15 protein-coding genes are annotated in these 18,802 nt (G+C 70.9%); 7 read left to right on the forward strand and 8 right to left on the reverse strand.

All coding sequences use genetic code 11. The annotated features are described in order from the left end of the window. Window positions 1–91: 91 nt before the first annotated feature. Together ACYVLT_RS14010 and ACYVLT_RS14015 are read left to right on the forward strand one after the other, a co-directional pair. A complete protein-coding gene (locus ACYVLT_RS14010; protein WP_461120600.1) occupies window positions 92–1,258 on the forward strand; it encodes a sensor histidine kinase in 1,167 nt (388 codons plus the stop codon). Next, the gene (locus ACYVLT_RS14015) at window positions 1,255–2,484 is read left to right on the forward strand and encodes a response regulator (RefSeq protein ID WP_461120601.1); all 1,230 of its coding nucleotides are present in this window, start codon (window positions 1,255–1,257) and stop codon (window positions 2,482–2,484) included. Before ACYVLT_RS14010 ends, ACYVLT_RS14015 begins: the two co-directional genes overlap by 4 nt. A 19-nt stretch (window positions 2,485–2,503) precedes the next feature. Here ACYVLT_RS14015 and ACYVLT_RS14020 read toward each other — a convergent pair whose 3' ends face one another. The 5 genes from ACYVLT_RS14020 to ACYVLT_RS14040 all read right to left on the reverse strand — a co-directional run bounded on the left by ACYVLT_RS14020 (window position 2,504) and on the right by ACYVLT_RS14040 (window position 9,402). Further along, a complete protein-coding gene (locus tag ACYVLT_RS14020; RefSeq protein WP_461120602.1) occupies window positions 2,504–3,988 on the reverse strand; it encodes a sensor histidine kinase in 1,485 nt (494 codons plus the stop codon). Next, window positions 3,985–4,662, reverse strand: coding sequence for a response regulator transcription factor (locus ACYVLT_RS14025; protein ID WP_461120603.1), 678 nt, complete (start codon window positions 4,660–4,662; stop codon window positions 3,985–3,987). Before ACYVLT_RS14025 ends, ACYVLT_RS14020 begins: the two co-directional genes overlap by 4 nt. A gap of 307 nt (window positions 4,663–4,969) precedes the next feature. Next, the gene (locus ACYVLT_RS14030; protein WP_461120604.1) at window positions 4,970–5,119 is read right to left on the reverse strand and encodes a hypothetical protein; all 150 of its coding nucleotides are present in this window, start codon (window positions 5,117–5,119) and stop codon (window positions 4,970–4,972) included. Continuing rightward, entirely contained in the window at window positions 5,119–8,160 is a 3,042-nt protein-coding gene (locus tag ACYVLT_RS14035) for a glycoside hydrolase family 2 TIM barrel-domain containing protein (protein WP_461120605.1), read from the reverse strand. Before ACYVLT_RS14035 ends, ACYVLT_RS14030 begins: the two co-directional genes overlap by 1 nt. A gap of 213 nt (window positions 8,161–8,373) precedes the next feature. Next, entirely contained in the window at window positions 8,374–9,402 is a 1,029-nt protein-coding gene (locus ACYVLT_RS14040; RefSeq protein ID WP_461120606.1) for a LacI family DNA-binding transcriptional regulator, read from the reverse strand. Between the two features lie 370 nt (window positions 9,403–9,772). Between ACYVLT_RS14040 and ACYVLT_RS14045 the strand changes: the two genes are divergently transcribed. Genes ACYVLT_RS14045 through arfA form a run of 4 tightly spaced genes read left to right on the forward strand, consistent with a single transcriptional unit; the run spans window position 9,773 to window position 14,497 of the window. After that, window positions 9,773–11,107, forward strand: coding sequence for an ABC transporter substrate-binding protein (locus tag ACYVLT_RS14045; RefSeq protein ID WP_461120607.1), 1,335 nt, complete (start codon window positions 9,773–9,775; stop codon window positions 11,105–11,107). 48 nt (window positions 11,108–11,155) lie between these two features. Further along, window positions 11,156–12,121: a carbohydrate ABC transporter permease gene (locus ACYVLT_RS14050; protein WP_461120608.1), complete on the forward strand. Its 966-nt coding sequence runs from the start codon at window positions 11,156–11,158 to the stop codon at window positions 12,119–12,121. Continuing rightward, window positions 12,118–12,984: a carbohydrate ABC transporter permease gene (locus ACYVLT_RS14055; RefSeq protein WP_461120609.1), complete on the forward strand. Its 867-nt coding sequence runs from the start codon at window positions 12,118–12,120 to the stop codon at window positions 12,982–12,984. The genes ACYVLT_RS14050 and ACYVLT_RS14055 overlap by 4 nt, the downstream gene beginning before the upstream one ends. A 7-nt stretch (window positions 12,985–12,991) precedes the next feature. Continuing rightward, window positions 12,992–14,497, forward strand: coding sequence for an arabinosylfuranosidase ArfA (gene arfA / locus ACYVLT_RS14060; protein WP_461120610.1), 1,506 nt, complete (start codon window positions 12,992–12,994; stop codon window positions 14,495–14,497). Between the two features lie 207 nt (window positions 14,498–14,704). On the opposite strand, the gene ACYVLT_RS14065 is transcribed toward arfA, so the two are convergent. The 3 genes from ACYVLT_RS14065 to ACYVLT_RS14075 all read right to left on the reverse strand — a co-directional run bounded on the left by ACYVLT_RS14065 (window position 14,705) and on the right by ACYVLT_RS14075 (window position 18,201). Beyond that, window positions 14,705–17,104, reverse strand: a complete 2,400-nt coding sequence (locus ACYVLT_RS14065) for an ATP-binding cassette domain-containing protein (RefSeq protein ID WP_461120611.1) — start codon at window positions 17,102–17,104, stop codon at window positions 14,705–14,707. Window positions 17,105–17,335: 231 nt separating this feature from the next. Next, window positions 17,336–17,746 (reverse strand): VOC family protein, encoded by a 411-nt coding sequence (locus ACYVLT_RS14070; RefSeq protein WP_461120612.1) that lies wholly within the window; start codon window positions 17,744–17,746, stop codon window positions 17,336–17,338. Between the two features lie 5 nt (window positions 17,747–17,751). Beyond that, complete coding sequence (locus ACYVLT_RS14075; RefSeq protein ID WP_360451195.1) at window positions 17,752–18,201, reverse strand: helix-turn-helix transcriptional regulator; 450 nt, start codon at window positions 18,199–18,201, stop codon at window positions 17,752–17,754. Here ACYVLT_RS14075 and ACYVLT_RS14080 point away from each other — a divergent pair, their 5' ends adjacent. Next, the gene (locus ACYVLT_RS14080; protein WP_461120613.1) at window positions 18,202–18,795 is read left to right on the forward strand and encodes a nucleoside/nucleotide kinase family protein; all 594 of its coding nucleotides are present in this window, start codon (window positions 18,202–18,204) and stop codon (window positions 18,793–18,795) included. Window positions 18,796–18,802 lie beyond the last annotated feature (7 nt).

The raw sequence follows: 18,802 nt of genomic DNA on the forward strand, positions 1-18,802 counted from the left end.
TGACCGGCGTTGCAGTCCCTCGCGTGGGGGATGGCAACTTCACCACCTGCGAGTGACGCGCAGACCCGGCCCAACGACCACAATGATCCACGTGAACGAAGGAAGCGACCGGTACGGCGGCTGGACACGGCGGATCGCCGCGATCCCGCACGCGCCGGTCGTGGCCGGGGCGCTGCTGGGCTCGGCGGCGGTCACCGAGTCGGCCATGCGTGCGGTCACCAGCGGCGTGGACGCGCAACTCGTCCTGGTGCTCGGCTTGCTCGCCCTGGCCACCACCGGGCCGTCGGTGTTCCTGCCGCCGAGGCCGGCCGCGATCGCCGTCTCGGCCGCGGGCATGCTGTCGCTCGGGCTGTTCCACAGCCTCACCGTGGCCGGGCTCGGCGCGCAGCTGGTCGTGCTGTACCGGCTCGGCCGGGCCGGTGGGCAGGTCCTGGCCACGTTCCTGGCCGCGCCGTACCTGGTGCTCGCCCTCTGGGGTGACGCCTCCTGGGAAGCGGCCCTCACCGTGCTGGCCGCATCGCTGGGACCGGCGGCGGCCTGGGTCGGGATGGCCCGGTGGGCGCGCGGTGAGGCGCTCGTGCACCGCGCCGCCCGGCAGGCCGTGTCCGGGAGGCTGCGGGAGCACACCGCGCGCGGTGAACGGGCCCGGATCGCCCGAGAGCTGCACGACGTCGTGGCGCACCACATCTCGATGATCGCCGTGCAGGCGGAGACGGCCAGGCTGACCACGCCCGGCATGCCGGCCGCCGGCGCGCAGCGGCTGTCGGAGATCGGCGACACCGCGCGCGCCGGGCTGACCGAGATGCGGCGGCTGCTGGGCGTGCTGCGGGAGGACGCGCCGGAGGAGGTCGCGCAACGGCACCCGCAGCCCGGGTTGCAGCAGCTCACCGAACTGCTCGACAACGCACGCGACACGTCCGGCGCCGGTGCCCGGCTCATCGTCTCCGGCGCACCGGCGGGGCTCGATCCCGGGGTCGAGCTGGCCGCGTACCGGATCGTCCAGGAAGCCCTCACCAACGCGCGGCGGCACGCGCCCGGAGCGGCGGTCGACGTGGAGCTGCACTACACCGAGGAGGCCTTGCGGTTGCGCATCAGGGACAACGGGCCCGGCCCGCCCGCCACGACACCGGCCGGCGGGCACGGGTTGACCGGCATGCGTGAACGCGCGGCGGCCGTCGGCGGCCGGTTGCACACGGGTCCGGCGGGCGCGGGCGGGTTCGTGGTCGAGGCCTGCCTGCCGGCGAGGGCTGCCGGATGAGCACCGTCCGGATCGTGGTCGCCGACGACCACCAGGTGATCCGCACCGGGTACGCCGCGCTGCTCGACACCCAACCGGACTTCACGGTCGTCGGCACGGCTTCCGACGGCGACGAGGCGGTGCGGATCTGCCGCGAGCTGGCACCCGACGTCGTGCTCATGGACGTGCGGATGCCGGGTGTGGACGGCATCGAGGCCACCCGCCGACTCCGTGCCGAGAGCGGCAGGGGCGGCAAGAGTGCGAGGACCGGTGATAGTCGCCTGGGTGGGCCGAGCGGCGAGGGCGGGAGTGGGAGGACCGGTGCGGGCGGGGGCGGCGCGGGCGAGGGCGGGTGGAGCGGCGGCAGCGGCTATGCCGGGAGAAGCGGTGAGGGCCGGAGTGGGGGGAGCGGCGAGGGCGGGAGTGAGAGGAGCGGTGCGGGCGGGGGCGGCGCGGGCGAGGGCGGGTGGAGCGGCGGCAGCGGCGAGAGAGGGGAGAGAAGCGGCAGCGGTAGCAGCGGCAAGGCTGGGAGAAGCGGCGGGGGCCGGAGTGGGGGGAGCGGCGAGGGCAGGAGTGGGAGGAGCGGCGAGAGCGGGGGCGGCGAGAGAGAGCGGAGCGGCGGCAGCCGCGATGTCGGGAGAAGCGGTGAGGGCTGGAGGGGGAGGAGCGGCGAGGGCGGGGACGGCGAGAGAGGGCGGAGCGGCGGCAGCGGCGAGAGCGAGGGCGGGAGGAGCGGCGACGGCGGTGAGGGCTGGAAGGGCGGCGGGGGTGGCGAGATAGGAGGGAGCGGCGAGAGTGGGCGGGTTGGGCCGCGGATTCTCATCCTCACGACGTTCGACCTGGACGAGTACGTCTACGACGCGTTGCGTGCGGGTGCTAGCGGGTTTCTGCTCAAGGATGTGACGGCGGAGCAGTTGTTCGATGCGGTGCGGGTCATCGCGGCAGGGGAGGCGTTGTTGGCGCCGACCGTGACTCGTCGGCTGATCAGCGAGTTCACTCGTCTGCGACCGGAGCCGGCTGCGTCCGGGGCCGGCCTGTCGACTCTCACTCCACGGGAGACGCAGGTGCTGCGGTTGATCGCGGAGGGCCTGTCGAACACGGAGGTGGCGGGCCGGCTGGTGGTCACCGAAGAGACGGTGAAGACCCACGTGAGCCGGGTGCTGAACAAGCTCGGTCTGCGTGACCGCACCCAGGCGGTGGTCGCGGCCTACGAGTCGGGCTTGGTCGTTCCCCGCGCTCGCGGTTAGGTGTCAGGCCGGTCAGGTGTCAGGTGTCGTCGGCGGGCAACACCGGCAACACCGGTAGCACGGCGGTCAGGCGCGTGCCGTCGCGGGCCGGCGCGTCGGCCACGTCCGCTACGTCCGCTACGTCCGCTACGTCCGCTACGTCCGCTACGTCCGCTACGTCCGCTACGTCGAGCGTGCCGCGGTGCAGCTGGGCGATGCGGCGGGCGATGGGCAGGCCGAGACCGGCGCCCCCGGTCTCCCTGGTGCGGGCGTCGTCCAGACGTGTGAAGCGCTCGAAGACGCGCTCACGGTCCTCGACCGGGATCCCCGGACCGTCGTCCACCACGTCCAGCCTGGCCACCCGACCGACCACGGCCAAGCGGACCGTGATCCGGCCGTCGGCGTGGCGTTCGGCGTTGTCCAGCAGGTTGCCGAGCAGGCGGGTCAGCAAGGACCGACTGCCGCGCACCAGGATCGGCCGCTCGCCGACGTCGGTGACCAGCACGTGGTCGCAACGGCGGCGCGCCGCCTCCGTGCGCACCAGCTCGGCCAGGTCGACCTCGTCGTTCGTGGTCAGCGAAGCCGGGTGGTCGAGCCGGGTCAGCATCAGCAGGTCACCGGCCAGTTGTTGCAGTCGGTAGGTGTCGTGGAGGGCGCCGTCCACCACCGCCCGCCAGTCCGTCAGGTCCGGGTGGGCGTGGGCGATCTCCAGCTCGGCCCGCAGCGCGGCGATGGGGCTGCGCAGCTCGTGCGACGCGTCGGCGACGAACCGCCGGTTGTCCTCCACCGCCGCCTGCAACCGGTCCAGCGTGGCGTTCACCGTGCCGGCCAGGCGGGCGATCTCGTTGCGCGTCCCCGGCACGGGCACCCGGCGCGACAGGTCGTGCTCGGTGATGTCGGCGACCTCCCGCCGAATGGCCTCCACCGGCCGCAGCACCCGCCCGGTGGCGATCCACACCACGAACGCGAACAGCCCGGTGAGCAGCAACGCTCCGGCGAACAAACCGAGCACGTCCTGGTTGAGCGAGGTCTGGGCGTCGATCAGATCCCGCCGCCACGCGCCGAGGCTCGACACCGGCCTGCTCGGCAGGCTCACGCCGGTGTCGAGCACCTGCCGGTAGCTGATGCCGCGCGGATCGGTGAACGGCCACAGCGACAGCTCCGGGATCTGCGCCACGGAGCTGTACTCGGCCTCGTAGGTCACCACCTTGTCCCCGTCCGGGATGCCCTCCACGGCGAAGGTCCCGATCCGCTGCGACGTGATCGCGATCTCGTGCGCACCGCCCGCGCACCGCGCCCCCAGCGACACGGGGGCCGCGACCTGCCGCTTCTCGGGCGACGGGAACGGGCTGGTCAGCCTGCCCGCCACGCAGATCAGGCTGATCTTCGCGGGCGAGGTGTCGAACCGCATCGCCTGGTCCCGCAGGAACACCGCGGCCACGGCGGCGATGCCGAGCAGCGGCAGGGCGATCACCACCGTCGCGACCACCGTCACGCTGACCCGCAGCGACCGCCCGCCGCTCACTCGCCGTCACCCCGCACGCAGTACCCGACACCCCGGACGGTGGTGATGCTCCGCCGTCCGAACGGGGCGTCGACCTTGCGCCGCAGGGTGGAGATGTAGACCTCGACCAGGTTCGGGTCCGGGTCCTGCGCCGAGTCCCACACCCCCTGGATGATCTCCGCCTTGGTGACCACCTGGTCACGGTGGCGCACCAGGTACTCCAGCACCGCGAACTCCTTCGCGGTCAACGGGATCGGCACGTCACGGCGGCGGCACGACCGCAGCGCCGGGTCCAGTTCCAGGTCACCCGCGCGCAGCACGGTCGGCCGGACCACCCCACCCCGGCGGACCAGGGCGCGCAGCCGGGCGACCAGGACGAGGTAGGAGAACGGCTTGGTCAGGTAGTCGTCCGCACCCGTGTCCAACCCCTCGGCCTCGTCGAGCTCGCCGTCCTTCGCCGTGAGCATGAGGATCGGCGTCCACACCCCGGCGGCACGCAGCCGTTCGCACACCCGGTACCCGTTCAGGGACGGCAGCATCACGTCGAGCACGATCACGTCGTAGGCGTGCTCGGTGGCCCGCCACAGCCCGTCGCGGCCGTCGTGCTCGACGTCGACGGCGAACCCCTCCGCGGTGAGACCGCGGCTGAGCAGCTCCGCCAAGCGCCGGTCGTCCTCGACCACCAGTACCCGCATGTGCCAACTATGCCGTGGCGTGGATCGGCACAGCTGAAGTCCGCTTCAGGTTCCTTCAGGTTTGCTTCAGCAGCCGTGCCCCATAGTCGTTCCAGTGGTCCGGAGGGGGGTCCACGCCGGTCGCCGAGAGACAAGGGGGGCGGCGACCGGCCGTGCCCCGGGTGTTATCCCCAGCGCACCCGGGGCACGGCAGACCTCCGAGCGGCAGACCTCCGAGCGGTGGATCTCCGAGCGGCAAACCTCCGAGCAGCGGACACCGGACCCGCGAATAGTCGACCCTCGAACGGCGGGCCCTCGATCGAACCGCCTACCGGTCCTCCTCGTGGTCCTGGCGCAGGCACACCAGGTGCCCGTGCCGGGGCGAGGACGTCTGGTCCTTGGCGAAAGCACCGCCGAGCGGGAGCGCGTAGGCCACGGCCACCCCGCCCAGGAACGTCCAACGGTTCACGTTCGCCATCACGGGCCCCCGATCACCTGGAGTTCGTCGATGCCGAGGAACCCGGTGGAGGTCCCCGGCGCACGGCTGGTCATGGTGAGCCGGACCCGGGTCGTGGTCACCGGGTCGAACGTGATGCGGCTCGGTTGGCCCGCGGCGGTGGCCCACTCGACCCGGACGTTCGACGCGGCCGCCCACGCGACGCCGTCCCAGTGCTCGACCCGGACCGAGGCGGGCAACCGGTGCGAGCCGTCCACCGTGAAGTACGACGTCACCCCGCCGACCTCCCGCGCCTGCGGCCACGCCACCGAGACCCAGTCGCTCGCGTGCGCCGACGACACGCCGGGCAGCACCTGGGTCTCCTGCTTGGCGTAGGCGTTCGACCACCGGGTGGCGAGGTCGCCGTCCACCATCGCGGCGGGCACCGTGGTCGTCCGGCCGCTGTAACTCGCGTCGACGCCGGGCGCGCTGCTCGGCACGGACGCGGGCGGCACCGGCGACAACCCGCCCGGCCCCTTGGCACCGCGCCAGAGGGCGAGCACGGACGTGCGACCGGAACGCAGGCCCGGTGACGTCGCCTCGACGGTGATGGGCCCGCCGCGCGCGTCCGACTGCACGATCGCCAGCACCTTGCCGTGGAACGCGGTCATGCCGTCCGCCTTGTACGGCTCCACGCTCTCCGGCCGACCGTTGTCCACGCCCACCAGCCGCCCGCCGGTGACGGAGAACGTGACCCGGTTCGCCGCGCCCGGCACCACCACGCCGCGGCCGTCGACCACGTCGGCGGTGACGTAGGTCAGCGACTTGCCGTCGGCCGTCACGACCTTGCGGTCCGGTGTCAGCTTCACCGCCGAGGCCGCACCGGCCGTGCGCACGGTGTCCCGCGCGACCTCCTTGCCGTCCCTGCGCGCCACCGCCACCAGCTCACCGGGCGCGAACGGCACCGTCCACGTGAGGTGCAGCTTGCCCGCGCTGCCGTTCGGGCTGGTGTAGCTGCCCGGGAACGGGCCGGTGGTGACGTTCTTGTCGTCACCGGACGGCTCGGTCGTCTCCAGGTACTCCTTGCCGTAGGTGGTCTTCTTGCGGTCGAACGTCCGCACCCCGAGCGACCTGCCGTCGAGGAACAGCTCGACGGTGTCGACGTTCGCGTACGCCCAGACCTCGACGGGGTCGCCGACCTGGTGGTCGGTCCAGTTCATCGGCACCAGGTGCACCATCGGGTCGGTGGTCCACTGGCTCTTGAACAGGTAGTAGAGGTCCTTGGGGAAACCCGCCGTGTCCATCGCGCCGAAGTGCGACGTCCGGACCGGGAAGATGCCGTCGTACGGGGTCGGCTCGCCGATGTAGTCCATGCCCGCCCAGAGGAACTGGCCGAGGAAGAACTTGCGGTCCCGGTCCTTCTTCAACCCGTACTCGCCGCTCAACGTCCACGACGCCATGTTGTTGTCGTACGACGACACCTCGCGCCTGCCGGGCGTCTGGTTCTCACCGGTGTTGACCAGCAACGGGTCCTGGTACGAGCCGCGGGTGGAGGTCGAGGACGACGACTCGGACTCGAAGATGAACTTGTCCGGGTACTTGGCGTGCAACGCGTCCACCGCGCCCGCGGTGTTGTAGTTCAGGCCCAGGCCGTCCAGGGCGTTGAGGATCTGGTCCGGTCCCGAACCCGTGGCGGGCACCCGGCGGTAGGCGTCCGAGCCGAACACCACGGGACGGGTGGTGTCGATCGAGCGGATGTCGGCGGCCAGGCGCTTGGCGGTGTCCGGGCCGAACGGGACGGTCCAGAAGTCCGGGATCTCGTTGCCGACCGACCACAGCACGACGGCGGGTGAGTTCCTCGCCGCGTGCACCATCTCCTTGATGTCCGCGGTGCTGTTGGCGTCGAAGAACCGGCCGTAGTCGTAGGCGAGCTTGGGCCGGCGCCAGGTGTCGAACGCCTCGACCATCATCACGATGCCGAGCTCCTCGCAGAGCTCGACCTGCTCGGGCGTCGGCGGGTTGTGCGACGTGCGGAAGGCGTTGACGCCCATGCCCTTCATCAGCTGGAACTGCCGCGCGAGCGCGTCGCGGTTCACCGCGGCACCGAGCGCGCCCTGGTCGTGGTGCAGGTCGACGCCCTGGATCTTGTGGTACTCGCCGTTGACGAAGAAGCCCTCGTCCGCGTCGAACCGGACCCAGCGGAAGCCGAACCGGGTGCTGGTGGCGTCCACGCGCCTGCCCGCCACCGCGACCTCGGTCTCCAGGGTGTAGAGGTGCGGGTCCGCCATCGACCACAGGGTCGGCTCGGGCACCCGGATGTCGGCTTCGACGGACGTCCCGCGCACCTCGGTCCGGTGACGTGCCACCACGCGACCGTCGGCGTCCTTGATGCGGTACCGCACGGTCACGTCCCGCGCGCCGCTGTCATTGACCACGTCGGTGCGGACGTGCGCGGTGGCGTGGCCGGACCCCACCTCGCGCTCGACGTCCGGGGTGGTGACGAACGTGCCGTGCCGGGCGACGTGCACCCGTTCGGTGACGACCAGGTCGACGTGCCGGTGGATGCCGCTGCCGGAGTACCACCGGCTGCTCGGCAGCTTGTTGCGCACCTTCACCGCGACCACGTTCGGTGTGCGGCCGTCGGTGTGCGCCAACGGGGTCAGGTCGACCGCGAAACCCGTGTAGCCGTACGGGTGCGCGGCGACCAGCGTGCCGTTGAGGTAGACCTCGGAGTCCATGTAGACGCCGTCGAACTCGAGCGAGACCTTCTTGCCCGCGGTCGAGCGCGGCAGCGTGAACGTCTTGCGGTACCAGCCGAGACCGCCGGGGAAGTAGCCCGTGGCGCTGCCCGCCTCAGGCCTCATCGGCTGCTCGATCGACCAGTCGTGGGGCAGGTTCAGCGCGCGCCACGACGAGTCGTCGAAGCCCGGCTCGTCCGCGTCGGCGAACGCCGGGTCGTCGTCACCGGTGGTGTTGGCCAGGGCGAACTTCCACGACCCGTCGAAGCTCTCGGCGCGAACCGGGTGCGCCGCGGCGGCCGGCTCACCGGCCGCCGCCGGGATCGTCACCAGGCCCGATGCCACGAGGAGCGTGACGGCCGCCGCTAAGCGCACATGCCTGTGTCTGTCCACTGGGACCCCGGTTCTACGCGTGGTGAACCAACAACACCGATCAGAGAACTTCGCAGAGCGACAGGACGACACAGGATGCTCCCGCCGGGAGGGGTGGGTGTCAATAGACCGGGAAAGCGCTTTCTTCGTCCGGCTGGTCACGCGGTGTGGCACGACGGGCCGGGCTCACCGCGCGGCGACGCGTCCGAGGGTGCTCTGGCGTGGGATGAGCCTGTGCGCGGCGCGCACCTCGATCCCGGGCACCGGCTCGGCGCTGCCGATGCGCGCGAGCAGCCGTTCCACCGCCGTGGTCGCGATGGTGACCTTGTCCGGCGAGATGGTGCTGATCGTCGGGTTGGAGTAGCGGCCTTCCTCGATGTCGTCGTACCCGATGAGCGCGATGTCCTCGGGCACGCGCAGCCCGCGTTCCAGCACCTCGTGCAGCGCGCCGAGCGCGACCAGGTCGCTGTAGCAGAACACGGCGTCCGGCGGGTCGTCCCGGTCCAGCAGCGCGCGCATCGCGCCCGAGCCGTCGGCCCGGTTGAACCTCGGCGTGTGGATGATCAGCGACTCGTCCACCGGCAGCCCGGCGTCGGCGTGGGCCTGCCGGTAGCCCAGCGTGCGCAGCTGGGCGGCCTCGCCGGTCGGGTACGGCTGGTCGCCGATCGCCGCGACCCGGCGCCTGCCCAGGCCGATCAGGTGCGCGGTGGCCTCGCGCGACGCCGCCACGTCGTCGATGCCGACGTGGTCGAACGTGCCGTTGGACGACCGCTCGCCGAGGACCACGAGCGGCAGCGTCGGATCACCGTCGTCGAGGTCCTCCTGGGCCAGCCCGAGCGGGCTGAAGATCATGCCGTCGAACAGCAGCGCCCGCGCACCGCGCCGGATCAGCTCGCGCTCGTGCGCCGGGTCGCCGTCGGTCTGGTCGATCAGCACGTTGTAGCCGCGCTCCCGCGCCCTGGGGATGATGGCCTGCAACAGCTCGGCGAAGTAGGGCGTGTCCAGGTAGGGCACGACCACGGCGATCTGCCCGGACCGGCCGTTGGCCAGGTTGCGGGCCAGCACGTTGGGCCGGTAGCCGAGCTCCTCGATCGCCCGTTCCACCTTCTCGCGGGTCCGCTCGGTGACCCGCGCGTAGCCGTTGACCACGTTCGAGACCGTGCGCGCAGACACGCCGGCGAGCTCGGCTACGTCACGCAGCGTGGCGTCGCGCATCGTTCTCCTCCGTCGGACCGGCGCGGCGGCCCACCGCTACAGCGCTGCGCGTACAGCGCTGCACGGGAGTGTGCATCGCGGCCCGCGCCGCGACAAGTCCCGACCCCAGGGGACGCGCAACCGTCTCAAATATCGTTTCAATTAAGTTCAGATGAGGTCTTGCAGCGCGGCAAAACCCCGTCCATAGTGCTTTGCAGCGCAGCAAGACCCGGTGCCACGGTGGCAGACGCGGTGGGGTCCCCAGGACCCGCCGGCCGTGGTGCGACACCCGGACCCGGCCTCCAGGCACCAGTTCGCGCCTCGCGGGGTCGCCGCTCACCCTGTCCGTCTCGTTCACGCACCGTGATCGCGGTCGCGCATGCCCGGATGCATGCCGCGACGGGAAGGCGCACTCATGCTCGGCACCACCTGGTTGGCGAAACTCCGAGGAGGGCTCGCCGCCTGCGGCCTGCTCGCCGTGGCGGCGTGCGGCGGGGCGGGCGGCGACGACGGACCCGTGACGGTGTCCGTCTGGGCCTGGTACCCGGAGTTCAAGGGGGTGGTCGAGGCGTTCAACGCCACCCACCCCGACATCAAGGTCGAGTGGACCAACGCCGGCACCGGGGCGGACCACTACGCCAAGCTCAAGACCGCGATCACCGCGGGCAAGGGCGCGCCGGACGTGGCCATGGTGGAGTTCCAGCAGATCCCGACGTTCGTCATCCTCGACGCCCTGGCGGACATGGGCGAGCACGGCGCCAACGAGGACGAGGGCCTGTACGCCGAGTGGGCGTGGGAGCAGGCCACCGACGGCGACAAGGTCTACGCGATCCCGGTCGACGGCGGGCCGATGGCGTTGATGTACCGCAAGGACCTGTTCGACCAGCACGGCATCCCGGTGCCGACCACGTGGGCCGAGTACGCCGAGGCGGCCGTGAAGATCAAGGCGGCCGACCCGAACGCGCACATCGCGAGCTTCGGCAGCGACGGCGGCTGGCTCAACGGCCTGATGTGGCAGTCCGGCTGCCGCCCGTACGGCTACTCGCACACCACCGCCAAGGACCAGGTGAAGATCAACCTGACCGCGCCGGAGTGCAAGCGGGTGGTCGACCTCATCGGTGACCTGGTCGACAAGGGCCTCATGGCCAAGGACCCGTTCTTCACCGCCGACGCCACCGCCGCGCTGGACTCGGGCAAGTACTGGACGTGGGCTGCGGCCGGCTGGACGCCCGGCTACCTGGCGGGCTCGCTCAAGAACACCACGGGCAAGTGGGCGGTCGCACCGATGCCGCAGTGGACCGCGGGCGCGGACGAGCAGGGCGACTGGGGCGGCTCCACGTTCACCGTGACCAAGCAGGCCCGCAACCCCAAGGCCGCGACCACCGTGGCACGCGAGCTGTTCGGCAGGTCCGAGGCGGCCTGGGAGATCGGCCTGGACAAGGCGTTCCTCTACCCGCTGGTCAAGGACGTCGCGGCGGACCCGGCGTTCACCGGCAAGGCCTACGAGTTCTTCAACGGCCAGAAGGTGAACGAGATCTTCGTGCCGGTGTCGGAGAAGTTGGGCGACTTCCAGTTCACGCCCTTCCAGGACTTCGTGTACAGCGAGCTGGACGACCGCAGCGCCGAGGCGTTGACGGGCGGCAGGTCGTGGGACTCGGTGTTGGACGAGACGCAGAAGAACGTCGTCGCCTACGCCGAGAAGCAGGGCTTCAAGGTCAGTAAGTAACGCCCCGGCGCGCAGCCCTCCATCCCAGGCCAAGTCAGGAGGTTCACCGTGACGCGGTCCACGCCGATCACGGCGCCCGAGGCCGACGACCCGCCGCCGTTCGCACCGGTCGAGTCCCGCGCGCGGCGGCGGTCGCGCCGGGTCACCGCGCACCCGGTGGCCGGGGCGCTGTTCGTCCTGCCGTTCTTCCTCGTCGTCGTCGCGTTCCTGGTCGTGCCGCTCGGGTACGCGTTCTGGCTCAGCCTGTCCAGCAAGAGCCTCGCCCTCGGCACGCGGTTCAGCGGCCTCGACAACTACGTGCGCGCGTTCACCGACCCGTTGCTGCTCGACGGGCTGCTGCGGGTCGTCCTCTTCGGACTCGTGCAGATCCCGATCATGCTGGGCATCGCGTTGGCCGGCGCGCTCGCGCTGGACGCGGTCACCACGAGGTTCGCCATCGCGTTCCGGCTCATCGCGTTCATGCCCTACGCCGTGCCCGCCGTCGTCGGCGCGCTCATGTGGGGCTTCCTCTACAGCCGCACGTTCGGCCCGTTCGCCGACCTGCCGACGCTGGTGGGCGGTGACCCGATCGACTTCTTCGGCGTCTCGTTGCTGCTGGTGTCGCTGGGCAACATCGTGACGTGGGCGTGGACCGGGTACAACATGATCATCCTGTACTCGGCGTTGCAGGGCGTGCCGCGGGAGCAGTACGAGGCCGCCGTGATCGACGGCGCCACGCCGGTGCAGATCGCGTTGCGGGTCAAGGTGCCCGCGATCAAGCAGGCGATCTCGCTGGCCGCGATCTTCACCGTCATCGGCACCATGCAGTTCTTCACCGAACCGCAGATCATGGCCCGGTTCGCGCCGCAGATCTCGGCGGGCTACACGCCGAACCTCTACGCCTACAACCAGGCGTTCGCCTACTCGGACTTCCACTACTCCGCCGCGCTCTCCTTCGCGCTCGGCTTCCTGGTGTTCGTGGTGGCCTACGCGTTCGTGTTCGTCAACAACCGCAGGCGGGGGAAGCGCGCATGACCCTCGGCAGAGGCACCGATCCGATGAAGGTGAGGACCCGGCTCCCGCACCTGTTGATGGGCGTGGGCATCCTGTACTTCCTCGTCCCGCTGCTGTGGGTGGTCGTCGCGGCCACCAAGAGCCAGCCCGACCTGCTCGACAGCCCGGCGCTGTGGTTCGCCGAGTTCAACCTGTTCGAGAACATCGGACAGCTGTTCCGCGAGGACGACGGTGCGTACGGCAAGTGGCTGGTCAACACGGCGTTGTACTCGGGCCTGAGCGCGGTGGGCGCGACGACCCTGGCGGCGGCCGCGGGCTACGGCCTGGCCAGGTTCCGGTTCCCGGGCAAGCGGTTGTTCGAGACGGCGTTGCTGGGCATGATCATGGTGCCGGCGACCGCGCTGGTGCTGCCGACGTACCTGATCCTGTCCGAGGTGGAGCTTGTCGACACGATGTGGGCGGTCGTCCTGCCCTCGCTGCTCAGCCCGTTCGGCGCGTACCTGATCCGCGTCTACGTGGACGAGAGCGTGCCCGTGGAGCTGATCGACTCGGCCCGCATCGACCGGGCGGGCGAGCTGCGCATCTTCTGGCAGATCGTGGTGCCGGTGATGCGGCCCGCGATCGTCACCGTCTTCCTGTTCACGCTGGTCGCCACCTGGAACAACTACTTCCTGCCGCTGGTGATGCTCAGCGACGCCGACCTCTACCCGCTGACCGTGGGCCTGACCACCTGGTTCAACACCGCGCAGCAGGAGGCAGGCACCAGGATGTTGTTCAACCTCGTGGTGACCGGCTCACTGCTGGCCATCGTCCCGCTCATCGTCGCCTTCGTCCTGCTGCAGCGCTTCTGGCGCAGCGGTGCGGCCGCGGGCGCCCTGAAGTAGGAGCACCGTGCTCAACGCCTCCGTTGCCCTCAATCCCGACTACGTCATCGCGCCCGTGCGACGCCGGCTCTTCGGGTCGTTCGTCGAGCACATGGGCCGCTGCGTCTACACCGGCATCTACGAACCCGGCCACCCGACCGCCGACGAGGACGGTTTCCGCGGTGACGTGCTGGAGCTGACCCGTGAGCTCGGGGTCGAGCTGGTCCGCTACCCCGGCGGCAACTTCGTGTCCGGCTACCGCTGGGAGGACGGCGTCGGCCCGGTCGCCGAACGCCCGGTGCGCCGCGAGCTCGCGTGGCACAGCCTGGAGACCAACGAGGTCGGCATCGACGAGTTCGTCCGCTGGGCCCGCAAGGCCGACGTCGAGGTGATGTACGCGGTGAACCTCGGCACCCGGGGCGTCGCCGAAGCGCTCGACGTGCACGAGTACATGAACCACGAAGGCGGCACGCACCTGTCCGAGCTGCGCCGCGCCAACGGCAGCGAGGCGCCGCACGGCGTGAAGCTGTGGTGCCTGGGCAACGAGCTGGACGGCCCGTGGCAGCTCGGGCACAAGACCGCGCACGAGTACGGCCGGCTGGCCGCCGAGACGGCCCGCGCGCTGCGGCAGGCCGAGCCGGACCTGGAACTGGTGGCGTGCGGCAGTTCTGGCTCGGCGATGTCGACCTTCGGCGCGTGGGAGTCCACGGTGCTGGAGCTGACCTACGACGAGGTGGACCACATCTCGCTGCACGCCTACTACGAGGTGCTCGACGGCGACGTGGACAGCTTCCTCGCCTCCGCCACGGACATGGACCACTTCATCGACAGCGTGGTGGCCACCGCGGACGCGGTCGGCGCGCGGCTCAAGAGCAGCAAGAAGATCACGCTCTCGTTCGACGAGTGGAACGTCTGGTACATGAAGCGGTTCCAGGCCGCGCCGCCGACGGAGTGGGAGATCGCGCCGCGGGTGATCGAGGACCAGTACGACGTCACCGACGCCGTGGTCGTCGGCAACCTGCTGATCTCGTTGCTGCGCCACAGCGACCGGGTCGCGATTGCGTGCCAGGCGCAGCTGGTCAACGTGATCGCGCCGATCCGCAGCGAGCCCGGTGGTGCGGCGTGGCGGCAGACGATCTTCCACCCGTTCGCGTTGACCTCGCGGTTGGCCCGGGGCCGGGTGCTGCGGGTGGAGACGTCCTCGCCGACGTACCCGACCAAGCGCTTCGGCGACGTCCCGGTGGTCGACGCGGTGGCCACGCACGACGAGGAGACCGGTGACACGGTGGTGTTCGTGGTGAACCGGCACCGGTCGGAGCCGGTGGACCTGCGGGCCGGCCTCGCCGCGTTCGGCGACGTGGAGGTGGCCGAGGCGTGGACCGTGCACGACCCGGACGGCTCGGCGACCAACACCGAGACCGACCCGGACCGCGTCGTGCCGAAGCCGCAGGACGCGACCATCGCGGACGCCGACCTGCACGTCGTCCTGCCGCCCGTCTCGTGGACGGCGGTGCGCCTCACCCGCACCTCCTGACCCCCGAGAGTCCAACGTTCGCGTCGCGTGAGTCCTACGTTCGCGTCGCGTGAGTCCTACGTTCGGACACCCCGAATTCAACGTTCGGATCGGGTGCCTCACCCGGCTCCGTGCGCTGAGCGTTGAATTCGGGGTTCCTGGATGTAGGACTCTCGTGCGGTGAACGTAGGACTCTCGCGTGCTGGAGGTAGGACTCTCGCGGTTTGGTCAGGCGCCCACGTAGTCCGCCAGGTGCTCGCCGGTCACGGTGGAGCGCTTGGCGACCAGTTCGGCCGGGGTGCCCTCGAAGACGATCCGGCCGCCGTCGTGGCCCGCGCCCGGACCGAGGTCGATGATCCAGTCCGCGTGCGCCATGACCGCCTGGTGGTGCTCGATGACGATGACCGACTTGCCCGAGTCCACCAGCCGGTCGAGCAGGCCGAGCAGCTGCTCGACGTCGGCCAGGTGCAGGCCCGTGGTCGGCTCGTCGAGGATGTAGACCTCGCCCTTGTCCGCCATCTGCGTGGCCAGCTTGAGCCGCTGCCGCTCACCGCCGGACAGCGTGGTCAGCGGCTGCCCCAGGGTGAGGTAGCCGAGGCCGACGTCGGCGAGCCGGTCGAGGACCTTGTGCGCGGCGGGCGTGCGCGCCTCGCCGTCGCCGAAGAACGCCTCCGCCTCGACCACGGACATCGCGAGCACCTCGGCGATGTTCCGGCCGCCCAGCGTGTACTCCAGCACCGACGCCTGGAACCGCTTGCCGTCGCAGTCCTCGCACGTGGTCTCGACGGTCGCCATCACGCCCAGGTCGGTGTAGATGACACCGGCGCCGTTGCACGTGGGGCAGGCGCCCTCGGAGTTGGAGCTGAACAACGCGGGCTTCACGCCGTTGGCCTTGGCGAACGCCTTGCGGATCGGTTCGAGCAGACCGGTGTAGGTGGCCGGGTTGCTGCGCCGGGAACCCCGGATCGCGCCCTGGTCGATCACCACCACGCCCTCGCGGCCCGCGACCGAGCCGTGGACCAGCGAGCTCTTGCCGGACCCGGCGACACCGGTGAGCACGCACAGGACGCCGAGCGGGATGTCGACGTCGACGTCGCGCAGGTTGTGGGTGTCGGCGCCGCGCACCTCCAGCGCACCCGACGGCGTCCGCACCGACGGCTTCACCGCCGCCCGGTCGTCGAGGTGCCGCCCGGTGAGGGTGTCCGCGGCCCGCAGCCCGTCGACCGTGCCCTCGAACACCACCTCGCCACCGCCCGTGCCCGCGGCGGGCCCGAGGTCCACGACGTGGTCCGCGATCGCGATCACCTCGGGCTTGTGCTCCACCACCAGCACGGTGTTGCCCTTGTCCCGCAGCTGCCGCAGCAGGGCGTTCATCCGCTCGATGTCGTGCGGGTGCAGGCCGATGGTGGGCTCGTCGAAGACGTAGGTGACGTCGGTGAGCGACGAGCCGAGGTGGCGGATCAGCTTGGTGCGCTGCGCCTCACCGCCGGACAACGTGCCCGACGGCCGGTCGAGCGAGAGGTAGCCGAGGCCGATGTCCACGAACGAGTCGAGCGTCCGCCTCAGGTTGGTCAGCAGCGGCGCCACCGAGGGCTCGTCCAGCGCGCGCACCCAGTCGGCCAGGTCGCTGATCTGCATCGCGCAGACGTCGGCGATGTTCTTGCCCTCGATCTTGGACGAGAGGGCTTCCTTGGCCAGTCGGGTGCCGCCGCAGTCGGGACAGGTCGTGAAGGTCACCGCCCGCTCCACGAACGCCCGGATGTGCGGCTGGAGCGCGTCGAGGTCCTTGGACAGGTAGGACTTCTGGATGGAGGGGATCAGGCCCGAGTAGGTCAGGTTGATCCCGTCGACCTTGATCTTGGTCGGCTCCTTGTGGAGCAGGTCGTGCAGCTCGCGCTTGTTGTACTTGCGGATCGGCTTGTCCGGGTCGAAGAAGCCGCAGCCGCGGAAGATGCGCCCGAACCAGCCGTCCATGCTGTAGCCGGGGATGGTCAGCGCGCCCTCGTTGAGCGACTTGCCGTCGTCGTACAGGGCGGCCAGGTCGATGTCGTTGACCGAGCCCATGCCCTCGCACCGCGGGCACATGCCGCCGAGGCGGTTGAACGTCGCCTTCTCGGCCTTGGTCTTCCCGCCGCGCTCGACCGTGATCGCGCCGCTGGCCTTCACCGACGGGACGTTGAACGAGTACGCGTTGGGCGGGCCGATGTGCGGCGTGCCGAGCCTGCTGAACAGGATGCGCAGCATCGCGTTGGCGTCGGTGACGGTGCCGACCGTCGAGCGCGGGTTGGCGCCCAGCCGCTCCTGGTCGACGATGATCGCGGTGGTCAACCCTTCGAGCACGTCGACCTCGGGCCGCGCCAGCGTGGGCATGAAGCCCTGCACGAACGCGCTGTAGGTCTCGTTGATCATCCGCTGCGACTCCGCCGCGACCGTGCCGAAGACCAGCGAGCTCTTGCCCGACCCGGAGACGCCGGTGAACACGGTCAGCCTGCGCTTGGGGATCTCGACGCTGACGTCCTTGAGGTTGTTCACGCGCGCGCCCTGCACGCGGATCGTGTCGTGGCTGTCGGCGGCGTGCGGCGCGGGCGACTGGGTGCCCTGTTGGGCGCCCTTCTTGGCCGGGCTCATTCGTGTCTCCATCTGGTCGGGCGGCGGTAGGTCGCGCTGCGGCGCACGTGGGTCGGGGGGGTGCGATCACCCCGCTCCGGCGGCGCGTCGGGGGAGCGGGACGTCGACGCGGGGCCGTGCGCGGGAGCGGGGCGGCACTCATCGGGCTGGGGCACTCACCGGTCTGCGGCACTCATCGGGCTGGGGCGATCGGCTCGGGCTGGGGCGGATCGGCCGCGGTGGCCGGGCGGCTCAGCGCAGCTGCTGGATGCGGATCAGGTTGCCCGCCGGGTCGCGGAACGCGCAGTCGCGCACGCCGTAGGGCTGCTCGGTCGGCTCCTGGACGACCTCGGCGCCGCCGGCCTGGAGCTTGTCGAACACGCCGTCGAGGTCCTTGGTGGCGAGGTTGATGCCGGCGAAGGTGCCCTTGGCCATCATCTCGACGACGGTGCGGCGCTCGTCCTCGGTGATGCCGGGGTCGGCGGCGGGCGGGTGCAGCACGACGGACGTGTCGGGCTGGCCGACGGGGCCGACCGTGATCCAGCGCATCCCCTCGTACCCGACGTCGTTGCGGACCTCGAAGCCGAGGGTGTCGCGGTAGAAGGCCAGCGCGGCCTCCGGGTCGTCCTGCGGGAGGTAGGTCTGGTGAATGGTGATGTCCATGGCCGTCACGCTAGGTGAGGCTCGGGGGTCGGCGCTTCTCGATTCCTGATCGGTCTGGTGACCTGCTTGGCCACGCACGGCGGCATCCCCTCCGTCTCACCCGTCGCCTGCCGCCGGTAAGTGCTGGGTGGCACGCCGACCAGCTCGGTGAAGCGGGTGCTGAAGGTGCCCAGCGACGAGCAGCCGACCGCGAAGCAGACCTCCGTGACGCTGAGGTCGCCACGGCGCAGCAGCGTCTTCGCGCGCTCGATGCGCCGCGTCATCAGGTAGGAGTACGGTGACTCACCGTAAGCGCGTCGGAACTGTCGGCTGAGGTGCCCGGCCGACATGCTGACGCCGCGGGCGAGCGCCTCGACGTCCAGTGGTTGCGCGTACTCCCGATCGATCCGGTCGCGGACGCGGCGCAGCAGCGCGAGGTCGCGCAGGTGCTGCGCCGCAGCTGGTGTGCTCGTCACGTGCGCGATCGTGCCACATGGACGGACGCCGAGCAGGCTTTCGCCGCGACGGGTGGCAGGCTGGCGATCATGGTCACGCGGGAGTTGTTGTTGATCGGCGGTGGCGCCGGGGTCGGCAAGTCGAGCGTCGGTTGGGAGGTCTCCCAGTTGTTGCAGGCGCGCGAGACGCCGCACTGCTTCGTGGAGGGCGACTTCCTGGACCAGATCCACCCGGCGCCGGCGGACGACCCGCACCGCACCGCGATCACCGAGCGGAACCTGGCCGCGATCTGGGCCAACTACGCCGCCCTCGGCCAGCGGCGGCTCGTGTACACGAACACGGTGAGCGTGCTGGAGGAGCCGATGCTCCGGCGTGCCATGGGACCGGGGGCGGTCCGGTCCACGTTGGTGCTGCTCACCGCCGAGGAGGCGACCGTCCGGGAGCGCCTCGCGCGCCGTGAGATCGGCTCCCAGCTCGCGCCGCACGTCGAGCGGAGCCTGGCGATGGCACGCCTGCTGGACGCGGAAGCGCCGCCGCCGACCGTGCGCGTGGCGACGGACGGCAGGTCGGTCGAGGAGATCGCCCACGAGGTCGTGCGCGTCGCCGCCTGGTGAGCCGCCG

It is taken from the genome of Saccharothrix stipae, from assembly GCF_054781895.1.

Coding starts and splice junctions, on each gene's coding strand:
- ACYVLT_RS14015 (WP_461120601.1), top strand. CDS start 1,255: ATGAGCACCGTCCGGATCGTGGTCGCCGACGACCACCAGGTGATCCGC.
- ACYVLT_RS14045 (WP_461120607.1), top strand. CDS start 9,773: ATGCCGCGACGGGAAGGCGCACTCATGCTCGGCACCACCTGGTTGGCG.
- ACYVLT_RS14065 (WP_461120611.1), bottom strand. CDS start 17,104: ATGAGCCCGGCCAAGAAGGGCGCCCAACAGGGCACCCAGTCGCCCGCG.
- ACYVLT_RS14055 (WP_461120609.1), top strand. CDS start 12,118: ATGACCCTCGGCAGAGGCACCGATCCGATGAAGGTGAGGACCCGGCTC.
- ACYVLT_RS14030 (WP_461120604.1), bottom strand. CDS start 5,119: ATGGCGAACGTGAACCGTTGGACGTTCCTGGGCGGGGTGGCCGTGGCC.
- ACYVLT_RS14070 (WP_461120612.1), bottom strand. CDS start 17,746: ATGGACATCACCATTCACCAGACCTACCTCCCGCAGGACGACCCGGAG.
- ACYVLT_RS14040 (WP_461120606.1), bottom strand. CDS start 9,402: ATGCGCGACGCCACGCTGCGTGACGTAGCCGAGCTCGCCGGCGTGTCT.
- ACYVLT_RS14025 (WP_461120603.1), bottom strand. CDS start 4,662: ATGCGGGTACTGGTGGTCGAGGACGACCGGCGCTTGGCGGAGCTGCTC.